13 protein-coding genes and 1 pseudogene are annotated in these 13,904 nt (G+C 29.2%); 11 read left to right on the forward strand and 3 right to left on the reverse strand.

Annotated features, from left to right (window positions below):
- Nucleotides 1-945 precede the first annotated feature (945 nt).
- The 3 genes from MODO_RS19680 (at nt 946) to MODO_RS04855 (ending at nt 3,922) form a co-directional block, all read left to right on the forward strand.
- Nucleotides 946-1,080, forward strand: a complete 135-nt coding sequence (locus tag MODO_RS19680) for a hypothetical protein (RefSeq protein WP_016649270.1) — start codon at nt 946-948, stop codon at nt 1,078-1,080.
- Between the two features lie 416 nt (nt 1,081-1,496).
- A complete protein-coding gene (locus tag MODO_RS04850; protein WP_059050797.1) occupies nt 1,497-2,228 on the forward strand; it encodes an outer membrane beta-barrel protein in 732 nt (243 codons plus the stop codon).
- 14 nt (nt 2,229-2,242) lie between these two features.
- Nucleotides 2,243-3,922, forward strand: coding sequence for a S41 family peptidase (locus MODO_RS04855; protein ID WP_059050799.1), 1,680 nt, complete (start codon nt 2,243-2,245; stop codon nt 3,920-3,922).
- 289 nt (nt 3,923-4,211) lie between these two features.
- Here MODO_RS04855 and MODO_RS19175 read toward each other — a convergent pair whose 3' ends face one another.
- Nucleotides 4,212-4,448: a hypothetical protein gene (locus MODO_RS19175; protein WP_144964295.1), complete on the reverse strand. Its 237-nt coding sequence runs from the start codon at nt 4,446-4,448 to the stop codon at nt 4,212-4,214.
- A gap of 445 nt (nt 4,449-4,893) precedes the next feature.
- Between MODO_RS19175 and MODO_RS04860 the strand changes: the two genes are divergently transcribed.
- The 6 genes and pseudogenes from MODO_RS04860 (at nt 4,894) to MODO_RS18890 (ending at nt 9,454) form a co-directional block, all read left to right on the forward strand.
- Nucleotides 4,894-5,460 (forward strand): HPP family protein, encoded by a 567-nt coding sequence (locus MODO_RS04860; protein WP_006263798.1) that lies wholly within the window; start codon nt 4,894-4,896, stop codon nt 5,458-5,460.
- A 108-nt stretch (nt 5,461-5,568) separates the two neighbouring features.
- Nucleotides 5,569-5,883 carry a transposase gene (locus MODO_RS04865; RefSeq protein WP_059050801.1) on the forward strand — a complete coding sequence of 105 codons (315 nt, stop codon included), beginning with the start codon at nt 5,569-5,571 and terminating at the stop codon, nt 5,881-5,883.
- A complete protein-coding gene (locus tag MODO_RS04870) occupies nt 5,877-6,770 on the forward strand; it encodes an IS3 family transposase (RefSeq protein ID WP_115283926.1) in 894 nt (297 codons plus the stop codon). The genes MODO_RS04865 and MODO_RS04870 overlap by 7 nt, the downstream gene beginning before the upstream one ends.
- A 293-nt stretch (nt 6,771-7,063) precedes the next feature.
- A complete protein-coding gene (locus MODO_RS19560; protein WP_235811654.1) occupies nt 7,064-7,357 on the forward strand; it encodes a transposase in 294 nt (97 codons plus the stop codon).
- 187 nt (nt 7,358-7,544) lie between these two features.
- On the forward strand, nt 7,545-7,913 hold the full coding sequence (locus MODO_RS19565) for an IS1595 family transposase (RefSeq protein ID WP_006263795.1): 369 nt from the start codon (nt 7,545-7,547) through the stop codon (nt 7,911-7,913).
- An 89-nt stretch (nt 7,914-8,002) separates the two neighbouring features.
- Nucleotides 8,003-9,454, forward strand: a pseudogene (locus tag MODO_RS18890) (IS1182 family transposase).
- 195 nt (nt 9,455-9,649) lie between these two features.
- Here MODO_RS18890 and MODO_RS04890 read toward each other — a convergent pair.
- Nucleotides 9,650-10,936 (reverse strand): chloride channel protein, encoded by a 1,287-nt coding sequence (locus MODO_RS04890; protein WP_006263793.1) that lies wholly within the window; start codon nt 10,934-10,936, stop codon nt 9,650-9,652.
- A 254-nt stretch (nt 10,937-11,190) separates the two neighbouring features.
- Between MODO_RS04890 and MODO_RS04895 the strand changes: the two genes are divergently transcribed.
- Both MODO_RS04895 and MODO_RS04900 read left to right on the forward strand, forming a co-directional pair.
- The gene (locus tag MODO_RS04895) at nt 11,191-12,051 is read left to right on the forward strand and encodes a bestrophin family protein (protein ID WP_006263792.1); all 861 of its coding nucleotides are present in this window, start codon (nt 11,191-11,193) and stop codon (nt 12,049-12,051) included.
- Nucleotides 12,052-12,470: 419 nt separating this feature from the next.
- Nucleotides 12,471-13,058: a Crp/Fnr family transcriptional regulator gene (locus MODO_RS04900; protein ID WP_059050808.1), complete on the forward strand. Its 588-nt coding sequence runs from the start codon at nt 12,471-12,473 to the stop codon at nt 13,056-13,058.
- 63 nt (nt 13,059-13,121) lie between these two features.
- On the opposite strand, the gene MODO_RS04905 is transcribed toward MODO_RS04900, so the two are convergent.
- Entirely contained in the window at nt 13,122-13,904 is a 783-nt protein-coding gene (locus tag MODO_RS04905) for an ABC transporter permease (protein ID WP_006263790.1), read from the reverse strand.

The following is a 13,904-nucleotide window of genomic DNA, read 5'->3' on the forward strand; positions in this document are numbered from 1 at the left end:
TAATTTCAACACAATAATAAATTATAGTCAAAGGATTTTTTAATGTATTGATTTTAATATAATTCAACTTGAAAACGTTTTACAGTTGCGCAGTTAAATTTTAAAAAAAACAAGCTTAGTTATATAACTTTTAGGCTTTTAAAGCATCTAAATTAATTATATGCAGTAAAAAGTACCATTAGTAAGCTTGGTTTCTTTTTAGTACTATGTAGTTGTATTTGTTTTTATTTTGAATATTTGTTAATTAATTAGGTTGCTGTTTGTTTTTAATTCTTTGGTTAATTAAAATTGCTTAATAATGTTAAAAAGTAATTTTAGGTGTAAAAAAATATTTTTTTTATTTAAAAAAATGTACTTTTAAAGAGTAGAACAACAAGCTTGCGTTGTATGAGAAAAAGATGGTTTTTATTTTTTTTAGCCAATTAGTAAAATGTAACTATAATACACAATTTTTTTTCTTTTCAACCTAAAGAGACACACTCTTAACCAAGTCGTCTGTATTAGTAAAAGGCTACCTTAGTTATTTTAAGGTAGCTTTTTATATTTAATGTTTTTTTATATCGAAGTCGTCTTGACTTTTGAAAAATAAAGAAGATGTATAAAAATTTGAGTACCAAAACAAACAAAAACTACAACCCTGTGTACCCAGTACTTCATAAAAATAATATAGAATTAGATATAGTACTATGCTTATCCCTAACCAAAAGAGGCTTTAAATTAAAAACCGACTGTATGAGATAGTTAATGCTCTACTATCTAAACTAAAATAGGTATTTAAGTGGAGTTATTTACCTGTTAAGGCTTTATTTAGGGCTTATGTATAAGCAAAAATATCTCTATCAGAATTGTTTATTAATGCCGATTCAGGTTTTGATTCACAGAAGCTTAGAAAAATATTGACTGATAAAGGTAAAATCTAAATATCTAGTATCTGTCCAAAACGAAATGGAAAATGGACAAGATAATGAAGATGATTATTTTGAAGAACAACTATACAAAGAAAGGTATGCTATTGAAAGAAATAATGCTTTTATTATCATAGGATTAAAGAAATTCTGGAATACTAAAAAGTTAAGATAGTCTTATTTTAAGGTGTCATTGATTGAATGTCTAGACAATTACAAATGTCTTAAAGAGATTAATACTAATACTTATTGGGCATTTTTTAATTGTTTGTTTCTTTTTAGTTTGCTTTTAAAAATACTCTACCAATTCGTAGTATTCTCATTTTTAATAAAGTCAATTATCTCAAAACGTATGTTTTTTAAAGAACCTACAAACTATAGATTATGTAATAAATAATTAATATAACATGTTGAGTTATAATTATTATAATTAATTATTATGTTTAATAAATTATTTAAAATACATGTTAATCGGTTAATTGTGAAGAAAAAAAAATATTTTTAAGTTATGTGTGTATAAAGTTTGGTTAATTTTGTTTTAAATATAACTTATTTTTAACTACTTTAGATTAACTAAATAAATAATAAATTATGATTTCAACAAAATTTGGTAGCTTAACAGCTATCTTTCTCTCAATGTTTAGCATGAGTCTTCATGCGCAAACTGAACAAAAAGAAAACCGATTCAAAGTAGGGGTTGATTTAGGGTATACTAATACTTCATTAAATGCTAATATTTCGAATCTAGTAGACTCTAAGTATAATTCTCGTGGAGGTTTTGGAGTTAATGTTTCTGCAGAGATGGCCGTATGGAAGAATATATTTGTGTCTACAGGAGTTTCTTATCTACAAAGAAATTATGAATTTGAAAGAACAGGGTCTCGCGAGGGGTGGTATTCTAAGTATAGTAATGATTTTATATCTGTACCATTATTAGTTGGTGGATACTTAATTAACAATCCATATAATACTAATGGAGTTTGGGTTAAAGCAGCAGGAGGTATCTACACTGAATATTGGGCAAAAATGAAAACTAAAGGACAGTACCCTGTTTTTTCTGAGTTACAGCCTGATGGTTCGTTTAATTATACGACAGTTTCTGAAAAATATGATTTTAAGAAGAATGAAAATCAGTTACGCAGATTGTCTATGGGGTTACAAGGACAGGTTCAAGTTGGTTATGCCATAGATAAAATAGATGTCTACCTAGGCTATAATTATCTTTATGGTCTTACAGAGACTTATAAATACGATAGTCCAGGAAATAAAAAGAACACTAGAGATTCACACATGATTTCTATAGGAGCTGCTTATAAATTTTAATAAAATTACACACGATGAAAAGAGTAAAACATAAAATAACAATATTTGGTTTATCTATATTATCACTATCTTCACTAACAGTTTTGAACTCTTGTTCTGCTGATGATATCACAATTACTGATTCGAGAAGATTTACTGCAGGGGATGTAAAATCTTATGCCGATTTATTTGAAGTTTTTTGGAAGACAATGGATCAGCAGTATAATTACTTTTATGAGCAGAAAGATCAAGAAGGTTTAGACTGGGATAATGTATATAAGACATATTACCCTAAATTCGCCGCTCTACAAACTTATGGTAGACCTAATGAGGACGATGGTCAAATACATGAAGATTATTTAACTGCTTTTCGCTACTTCAAAGAGATCACACATCCAATAATAGATCGCCATTTTTATGTTGATATTCAGTTTCCTGCAACTAATAAGAATATTATTAGAACAGAAAGACTCTATGGAGGAGTACTTGATACGGTAAGACCTTATGTGTATCCATTTGCTCAGAAGTATAACTATATGAAAGATAGAGTGACTGCTAATGCATATAAGTCTAATGTAGGTAGTTTTGGAATCATTGCAGGAAATTTAAAATCTAATCCAGATATCTGTTATTTTTCTTTTAGTCAATTTGCAGTAACTAATAATTTAAAAATAACATTAGCGAATAATTATTTAAATCCAGGAAAAGGCAATGCACTATTATTGACTAAAAATATTTTAGAGACCTCTGATAAATTAAAGGCTATTGAAGATGTGAATATGCGTAATGCTATTAAAGAGGTAACCTTTAATATACTAGAAGAATACAATGAATATTCTAATTCAAAAGCGTATAAAGAATTTATAGAAGAAGCAGCGAAGTTTAACCAAACTGAAGTGGTTAGTAATGAACTAATGCTTGCTGCCCAAAATGCTCTAATAGCCTATAATGCATTGCCTAAATATAAAACGGTTGCTCCATACGGAAGCTTATATAATGAAGCGACACAATTCTATGTAGGTGAGTTTATAGGTCTTATGGATAATCATGTTAATTTTGGTTATAGATTTCCAGAATTAACAGGTGCTTTAACTCAAGTTTTAACTAGAGGAGAGTTTTATCAGAAGTTCTTAAACCCATTACATACTGGGGAAATTAAGAAAATAATAATAGATCTACGTTCTAATGGTGGTGGAGCTGTTGTAGATGCACGTTTCATTTCAGATCGTTTTATTACTAAAAATGCTGTATTTGCTTACCAAAGAACAAGAGAAGGAAATGGTAGATTCAATTATACTCCATGGGTAGAGGCTAAGACTAAACCGCATAATTTTGGGATTCCAGCTAATATTCCTATTGCTGTTTTAACAGATAAAGGTAGTGCAAGTATGTCTGAAATCACTACATTAATGCTGAAGTCACAAGGAAATCATGTAGTAAGTGTAGGAGACTATAGCGCTGGAGCAACAGCAGGATTAGGTGCTGTAGATGATTTTAATGGAGGTACTAGAGACGAGATTGCGGGAGGTAAATTAAAATTCTATATGCCATTATTAGCTATGAAAGACACTGAGGGTGTTATAGTAGAGGGTGTTGGTATCAAACCAAATATTCAAGTATCTCCACTAACAGATAGTGAAGTAGCGCAAATGAGCTCACCTACTTTTATAGATAGAGTTTTAAATGAAGCAATTAATTATTTAAACTCTAAGTAATTAATTCTTTAAAATTAAAGATATGCCCCAAAAAGTGTTTAACTTTTTGGGGCTTTTTTATGAATAAGAGAGGCTTACTGGTGTAGTATCCTTAAAAAAAGTTTTATAACGAGGTTTTCTAGTGTAACTCTTCTCAATTAATATATTCTATCTACTAGAATATGGTGGTTTCATTTTAAAAGTTCGTTTAGTGTCTTATTGGTTTCATTAATTTAGAATAGAAATAATTATTAAGAACTCACTTTTATTATTGCGTGAATTAAATACTCACACACAATTAATACAATCTTTACCAAACCCAATCAATAAAAGTATTGATAAGTTCTTTTCGCTCATTTGTATTTGAATTACCGCGTTTATCTAACATTTTAAATAGTATTGGAAAACACATGTTCTTATAACTAATACCTAGCATTAAGATGTTTATGTCTTGTTTGCCAAACTTCCAATTGGTGCGATCCATCACAAGAACATAAGATTCCTCAGTAGAAATAAGTGCAAATATTAGTCGAGATATCCATTCCAATTTCAATTCAGCTGAAGATATAAAACGCTAAAATACGTCTATAGTTACTACTAGTTTCGGCACAGTTGTCAAGTCCAGTTGATACTTTAGAAAAATTCACAGACTTTACTTTGCATAGAGAGACGATAAACAAACAAATAAGTCGGATCCTAGCTAACCCTAATTTACCTTTAAAATTAGCTTTTAAAGTTGTTTGAAGTTCTGTATTTTTGTACTCTAGGCTGTTGTTTGTTTTTAAAGGCATTATGTCAGAAGTAAACCTTTAATATACTGAATTTTAGCCTTTTTTACAAATTACCCCGTCCTTTATTTATCTTAAAATCAACTATTTAATACTTTTGTCGTGTACTAAGAATTATATTATATAAAATAATTTTTTAATGTTGCGATATAATATATTTGTAAGTACGTATAATTTGAGCAAATGTCAATAAAAAAGAATAAAATGTATCGCAGAACTCGTTATCTGCTTTATAAAGAAACACTGGTAGACTTTAGTGAGCATTTTTGGGCCTTTATAGGTTCATTTATAGGTTTAGGTATTATTAGTTTTTTGCATTTTAAGGAGTTTTCTAAGCAAGACCTTACATTCTTGGTGGGATCTTTTGGAGCAAGCTGTGTGTTAATTTATGGAGCTATAGGTAGTCCACTTGCTCAACCTAAAAATTTATTTTTTGGTCACATTATTTCTGCAATAATTGGTGTTACTGTATATAAGTTATTTGGACAATATGTATGGGTAGCAGCTCCTTTGGCAGTTTCTCTATCTATTATAGGTATGCAAATGGCTAAATCACTTCATCCACCAGGAGGAGCTACAGCTTTAATTGCTGTTACAGGGGGGAATAGTATAACCAGTTTAGGTTATGAATATGTATTTTCTCCCATAATTACGGGTGTTAGTATTTTGTTTATAGTGGCAATTATTTTTAATAATATTCCACATAAACGACAATATCCTGTAAAATCTTATATTAAAATTTATAAGGTAAGGAGAAGAAAAATTCGGTAAAAAAGAACAAGGAAAAAGTTTTTAGTTTTATTCTTTACCGAATGAAGTATATTAGCCCCTAAATAAGCTGGAGTGAAATTAGTAAATTAATTACATAACTTTGGACTTATGAAATACAAGAAATGGAGCTTATCTGAGAAGCTATCAATTTTACAAGAAGCAGAAGAAAATGGGGCAATAGAAAGTTGTCGTAAACACAGTTTAAGTACAGGTACTTTCTACTCATGGAAGAAGAAATTCGATTCTCAAGGAGAATCAGGATTAAGACCTGCTGTTTCTGACAAATCAAAAGAACTTAAAAAAGCAGAAGAAGAAAATAAGATTCTTCGTAAACTACTAAGTGATAAAGAAATAGAATTAGAAGTTCAACGTGAACTACTAAAAAAAAAGTTTGGGACATCCGATCCAAAAAAGATCTGGTAGAATACTTTTATAGTAAATATCAAAAAAGTAAAGCTAAACTAATACATTGGGTTGGCTTAAGTGAAAGCACGTACTACTTCAAGGGTTCTGGCAAGTCAAAAGGTAATAAAGCTACTTTATTAACCTATCATAAAACCCAAGGTTGGGTTAATGAACAAACTGTTGTAGAGGCAATTAAAGAGCTTTTAAGGGGTGATTTTATGGATTGTGGTTACCGTATGATGAGCGAGTATCTTAAACGCGAAGGGTACACCATTAACCATAAAAAAGTATTTCGTATCATGAAAAGCGCCAAGCTTTTACAAACTCGTATAACTAGAGATCATTCGGATAAGAAGTACGTTAAGCATCGTAAAGTAAAGACTACAAGACCCTTAGAGTGTATTGAAATGGATATTAAGATGGTATGGATACCACAAAAAGGTAAAAATGCTTATTTACTTTCTGTAATTGATGTACACAGTCGTAGAATATTAAAAGACTACTTCAGCTTTAATATTAAGCAGAAGCAGGTAATAGAATTATTGTCAGGGCTTTTTGAAGAGTTAGATTACCCTAAAAATGTGGTTATTAGATCGGATAATGGCAGTCAATTTATTGCCAAGAATGTAAGAGAATATCTTTCCTTAGTAGGTGTATCACAAGAATTTACACACGTCGCAACACCAGAGGAAAATGCTCACATAGAAGCCTATCACGGTACTTTAAAAAGAGAGGTTTTTACTAAATTTGAATACTTTACTTTTGGACAAATAGAACAAATATTAAAGAAGTACGTAGTATTTTATAATAACAAAAGACTACATGGTTTGCTTGGAAAAATCACTCCAATAGAGAAATGGGAAAAGGACAAACACTTGATTTGTAGCAGAGAAAAAGTAGCCTAAAACATTATACTTTAAAAATTTAAAAATACTCTAGGTTTATAGGGGGCAAAACATGAAGTTAGTATAATTTCATACTTTATTTATGGAATGTTGATCCCAATAATTAAAAAAGATAAAGATTAATCGAGGGCACTGAAAAAGTCCTAAAATAGTATGAGGGTTAAAATAAGAATCTAAATGATTCTTATTTTAACCCTTTGTTTTTTTAGATATGCCCCATAAATAGATAATATTAAATGTATCTCCGTTTAATGACATAATGGTATATTTGCATTCTAAAAGAGAGAAATCATATGGCCAATCTATTTACCTTTTCAGCCGAATTTACAAGTGAAGAAGCATGCCGTTTGCACTTTAAAGAACAACGCGACAAATTAGGAGTCACTTGTCAAAGATGTGGTCATGACGCCCACTATTGGATTCAAAGTAGATGGAGTTATAAATGTAAGAAATGTCGTTCTCGTATGACTTTAAAAAGTGGAACAACAATGGAATATTCTAAGTTATCTTTTCTAATATGGTATAAAACAATGTTCTTAATGACAGCGACCAAGAAAGGCTTTTCTACTTTAGAAATTCAGAAGTAATTAGGACTAAAAAGATATGAGTCAGTATGGGCAATGGTACATAAACTTCGCAATGCAATGGGCAATAGAGATAGCAAATATACTTTAGAAGGAATGTTAGAGATGGATCAGGGGTATTTTAAAGTATAAACATCTGAAATAGAGAAGTCTAAAACAAAAAGTGGTCGTGGCTCTACAGGTGTCCAAAATGTTGCAATTATGGCAGAGAGTACAGTTTTTAGAGGACATAAAAACTGGTGAAAAACAAAATCATGTACGCTTTTTTAAAGCTGTTGTTTTAGAAGATCATAAAGCTGAAGGTGTTAATGAAATGATTAAGAAAAATATTCAAGAAAGTAGTATTGTCTTAACTGACAAGAGTACTTCTTATGTAGATATTTCAGATTTTGTTCAGATACATATCACTGAAAAATCATCAGAACAAACAACAAAAGAAACTCTTAAATGGGTACATATAGCTATCAGTAATGCCAAAAGAAATCTACTGGGAAATTACCATAAAATTAAACGAAAATATCTTCAAGCGTACTTAGATGAATTCGTTTATAAACCTTAATAGAAGGTACTTTGGTGATAAGCTCTTTGATAGGCTTATTATTGCCAATATTACTGCTTATGACTAAAAACGGAGATACATATAATATTATGATCGGTCATCAAGAAACAATATCTTTTAGTAAATATTCAGAGTTATATGACATGTTGGTTCCTAAAAACAACACTTTACGTAAGATAAATGATTTAGTTGACTTCAGTTTTATCTATGAGGAATTATCAAGTAAATATAGCTCTACTAAAGGCCGAATGGCTTATTTCCCTATACGCCTTTTTAAATATCTATTATTAAAGACCATATTTGATATATCCGATGTAGATGTAGTAGAACGCTCACGTTATGGCTTGTCATTTAAATATTTCTTAGATATGACAATTGAAGAACCTGTCATAGATGCAAGCACCTTGACTAAGTTTAGAAAATTACGCCTTGAAGATACTGCCCTTTTAGAATTATTGATTAGTAAATCTGTAGCCTTAGCAGTAGCAAAAGGAATAATCAAATCAGATTCTATAATAGTTGATGCAACTCATACTCAAAGTAGATCAAATTCAACATCATCGATAGAGTTCCTAAGATATCGATCAAAGAACTTACGTAAAGTTGTTTATGAGACAGATGCTAATCTGAAAGATCAATTACCCGCTAAAAATACAGATGACATTGTGGAAAATGAAATGACTTATTGTAAAGAACTACTTGATTGCTTAGAGGAAAGACAAACTATTAGTAGTTTACCGAAAGTAAGTGAGAAAATCAATGTTTTAAAAGAAGCTTTAGAAGACAAGACGTGCAAGAGCAACGCGATCTATCTAAAGATCAAGACGATGGAATAGGTTATAAATCTAAAGAAGAATCTTTCTTGGGATACAAAACTCATATAGCTATGAGTAAAGAACGTATTATCACTGCTGCAATAGTAACTTCGGGTGAAAAAGGAGATGGTCCAGTATTACCTACATTAATAGAAGAGTCTATTAAAAATGGAATGACTGTTAAATCTGTCATAGGAGATCGGGCATACTCTGGAAAAGACAATTTAGTATATGCAAAAGAGAATAAAATTAAGGTCATTTCTAAAGTAAACCCAGTTATTAGTCAAGGAGCAAGAAAAAAGAAGACCAATTTGATTTTAACAAAGATGCTGATATGTTTGTCTGTCCTGCTGGTCATTTAGCTATTAGAAAGGCCACTCAAGGCAAAAAAGAGATAACGTTAATCAAGTCAAAACATATTATTTTGATGTAGAGAAATGTAAACAATGCCCTTTAAGAGAGGGGTGTTATAAACCAGGGGCAAAAACTAAATCATATTCTGTTTCTATATCAAGTCAAACACATTTAGATCAAATAGCTTTTGAACAAACACAAGAGTTTAAAGAACAATCGAAACATCGCTACAAAATTGAAGCTAAAAATGCCGAACTAAAGAATGTACATGGATATGATACAGCGATTTCTTATGGCTTAACCTCTATGCAAATGCAAGGTGCCCTGGCTATTTTTACTGTAAACCTAAAAAGAATACTGAAATTACTATAAGGTGATTCTATAGGATCTATTATCATGTATAAAAAAGCCTATTTATGCTTAAATAAGCTCCAAGATATTTAACTCAATTTAATTAAATAAAAAAACGCTTTAAAGAAAGGTTCTATTAAAACTCTTTTAAAGCGTCTTTTTTGTGCCTTTGAAAACGAAAAACTCAGAAATAGCTCACTTTTTCAGTGCCCTCGATTAATCTCTATCTTTTTTAATTATTGGGGCGTGTTCTAAGTAAAAATCGTAGGTATATACATTATAGGGTAAGATTAATTTTGAAAAATAATTTGCAGTAAAACTACACAAGAATAATGGTAAAAATAATAAGTACCCATTAGGTACTAAATTACATACTAAAATTATAGCTGTTAATGGAGCATAAATTGATGCAGATAAGGTAGCAGCTGCTCCAACTAATGCAAAATTTAATAAAATTAACTGTAAATCAAAGTAGGTGTTACAAATTTGAGCAAACAAAAGACCTAAAAATGCGCCAGCAACTATACTTGGTGCAAATACTCCACCATCTCCACCAGCTCCTAGTGTTAAGGATGCAGCCAAAGGTTTTATTAATATTAAGATAGCTAAGGTATATATTGGTATTGAATCAAGGTTATTTAATATACTCTTTAATCCGTGATAACTATCTCCATATAATGTTGGAAGTATAAAAATAAATAAACCAACAGAAATAGCACCAAGATTTACTCGTACAAAATTATTATTAATATTACCAAATATTTTTTTAATTCGTGTAACAAGTAATGTAAAATAAATAGATAAAAGTGCAGCTATTAAACTTAACAATAAAAATAATGGAATTGCATAAACATTCCACTTTTCTATGTGTAATGGGATTAAAGGTTTATAATTAAATAATAGTAAAAATATCCAAGATAATATTGCAGATGTTCCGCAACTTAAAAATAAGGTTTTACTTTTTTTTCGTGCAATTACTTCTATTGCAAACAAAAATCCAGCTAATGGACTTGCAAATAATAGAGCTACTGCCGCAGTTACTCCTGAGCAAATTAGTTCTTTTTTATAGATATTTGCAGAAAAGTGTCTGTTGTGTATTACGTTGCCAACTGTAGCTGTTGCTACTACTGATGATACTTCTATACCAGTTGAACCTCCAGTAGATACGGTTAAAAAACCATTGATTAAATGCGAGGGAATCTTAAATATAGGTAAGTGATTTTTTCGTTGATCAAGTGTTTTATATATTTCTGTAATTCCTTTATTTTTACGACCTTTGAAAAGTAGTTTACGTAAGAAGTAAATTGAAGTTATACCTATCGAAGGGAATATTATAAATAATGCTTTTTGTGTGTTTGATATAGTCTCAAAAAGGAATTCCTCTACATGTTCTGTTAATTTTTGAGTCATAAAAACTAAAACTAAACTACATATACTGATAAAACCGGAAACTAAGATTAATTTGAAAAGGTTGTGATTCGTTATTTTTTTTCTTTTATACATTGTATAATATTGATTGATATAGTGTTGTAATTTATAATTTGTTAATATATCAACTACATAAGTATGTAGTTTTGGTTACAAAAATAAGAAAAATACGTAGTAACTTTATTAGTTTTAATGAGCTAATTTTTATGTTTATTCTCTTTATAAGTTCTTTATTAAAGTTGAGAGAGTTTATAATAGGGAAGGTTAGTTATATCGTGAAATTTAGATTAGTACAATATATTTATTATGGATCAAAAAGAAAAAAAATTATGATATTATGTGATAAAAAAGATTTGGTTTTAAGAAAAACGATTCCAATACTTTTAATTATTTTTAGTTTGTCGTGGTTAGTATATTTTATGGGATATTTTTTTCCTAAAGTAGTATTGCCATTGAATGTTGAAATTTTTTCTTTTGTAGGTATATCTTTAGCTATTTTCTTAGGTTTTTGTAATAATGCTGCATATGATCGTTTTAAAGAAGGTAATAAACAATTAGCTAATTTAATGTCACATAGTAGATCTTTAACTTTTCAAATTCTTAATTTAATAAAGGAAGATTCTAATTTTACAATTCAAGATAAAAGAAATGGAGTTAATATCATTGTTGCTTTTTGTTATACACTTAATATAGAGTTAAAAAATAAGAATAATTGGAATGATTTAACTCCGTTGATCGCAGAAGATATATATAATAATTTGCGTCAAAAAGAATTTAAGTCAGCTTATCTTTTGAATGAATTAACAAATTGGACAAATGAACAGTTTATTAATGGGCGAATTGATTTTATTATACGTGCTAGAATGAATCATAATATTGAAGAATTATCAAAAGTGTTAGGTGCATGTGAACGTATTGTAGATACAAAAATTCCCTTCGTATATTTTGTATTATTGCATAGGACTATTTATATTTTCTGCTTTCTCTTACCTTTTGGCTTATTAGGCTCAATGTCTTGGTTTATGCCTTTTTTTGTTTTTTTTATATCATATACGTTTATTAGTTTAGATGCTGTGGTTGCTGAAATAGCTGAACCTTTTAAAGATAGAAAAAGTGATTTGTTGTTAGATCAAATATGTAATGATATTAGTTCTTCATTAAATGAAATTTCTAAAATTTTACCCCAATAGGTTATTAAGTTTTTTAGTTAAAGTAGTTCTTTTTGGTTTATTCTAATGTCAAATCCTTTTTGTGGTATTTGTACTTAGTCAAAATCTATTAAATAAGTTTCTATTCTCTAATCTTCTAAAAAATAGAGTGAATTAAAATTCCAATAATATTAAGTTTAGCTTTTTTAACTATACGATTAAAATAAAGGGTAGAGTTCAAAAACTAACTAAATTTTAGTAATAACAAAGGTTATTGTATTTATAATATTATAAGTTATAATTGAGAATAAAATCGGATAAATTTGTTTTATTGTAGAAATATTTTTTTGATATGATTTATATGTATTTATTGATATTTTGAAGAGTTTATTCGTATTATTAATATGTTTTAGGGAGAATATGTTGTAAATTTAGAACATATAATATTAAAACTTATTTTTATGATTGATGCTGAAATTTTACTACGTTACAATGGATTTATTAGGGAATTTAATAAGTCAGATGTTATTGTTGTTCAAGGTGAAGAAGCAAAGTATTATCACCAAATAGTAGAGGGCAAAGTAAAGATGAGTAATTTAAACGATGAAGGTAAAGAATTTATTCAGGGAATATTTTCAGATGGAGAAAGTTTTGGTGAACCGCCTTTGTTTATAGGAATTAATTACCCAACTAGTGCAATTGCTCTGACTCATAGTAGTATAATTTTAATTGCAAAAGAAGATTTCTTTAGATTATTAAAGAAAGAGAAGGAATGTTGTTATGAGTTATTGCAATTTTTATGTTATAGGTTGTATTATAAGTCTATTATGGCACCTAAGATATCATGTAATAATTCAGAAAAAAGGGTATTAACATTACTTGGATTTGTAAAAAATAGACAAAGAGGAAAAGGTGAATTACGTATAGAGTTAACACGCCAACAAATAGCTGATATGACAGGATTAAGAGTTGAAACTGTTATCCGAGCAATTAAAGAACTTGAGAAAAAGCACTTGCTTCGTATAGAGAGAGGTAAATTATTTATCTAAAAAAAGATCAACAGAGCCATAGGCTCTGTTGATCCAACATACTCAAAAATAAAAAAAATAACACTAAAAGTTTTTCTTTTTAGAAGTTAAATAAATAGAAAAAACTGGAATAGCTGCCCATAATAAAAGAATAAAAAACGATATAGTACTACCCAAATTGTCTCCAAAGAATTTCTTGAAAACTGCACCGGTATACCCTAGAAGTGCTGATATATCAAGTTTTAATATGATTAAAATACGAGATAAATCTATAGGATTTAGAATAGTACCTATTAGTGATATATTTTCTAAAGGGTAATCTCCGAAGATCATTAATATACTCAAAAATATACCATCGTATATAACAGCTAAAAAAAGCCATAATAAAATAGAGAATCCAAAACCTTTTATCTTATTCTCATTTTTTAATCCAATATTATAGGCTAAAGCACTAAAGATAAATGTCAGAAAGGTACCTGTAGTGAGCAGTAGGATAAAATGAGTAATGATATCTGAGGCGAATAATCCGTAACATATAAATGGAATACCTAATCCAATAAGTAAACTCATAGATAAGGATAAAGCAACTCCTAGATATTGGCCTATAAAAATAGATGATCTTTTAATGGGTAATGCTAGTAATAACTCAGTGAATTCCTTAGAATCATAATAGTACATAATTCCAAATATTGTACTTATCAGAGGGACTAGCACAATAATTATATTCATAAGTGTAATAATTGCTTTCCCTATGTCATTATTTAGGAATAGTAGAACAAATCCTAATGCTAGATAGAATAGTAAGTAGATATAACTCCATCTACTTCTGATCAGATCGTAGAAACTATATTTAAGAATTTTAAGCAT

This window comes from Myroides odoratimimus (genome assembly GCF_001485415.1).
In the GTDB taxonomy this organism is placed as follows: domain Bacteria; phylum Bacteroidota; class Bacteroidia; order Flavobacteriales; family Flavobacteriaceae; genus Flavobacterium; species Flavobacterium odoratimimum.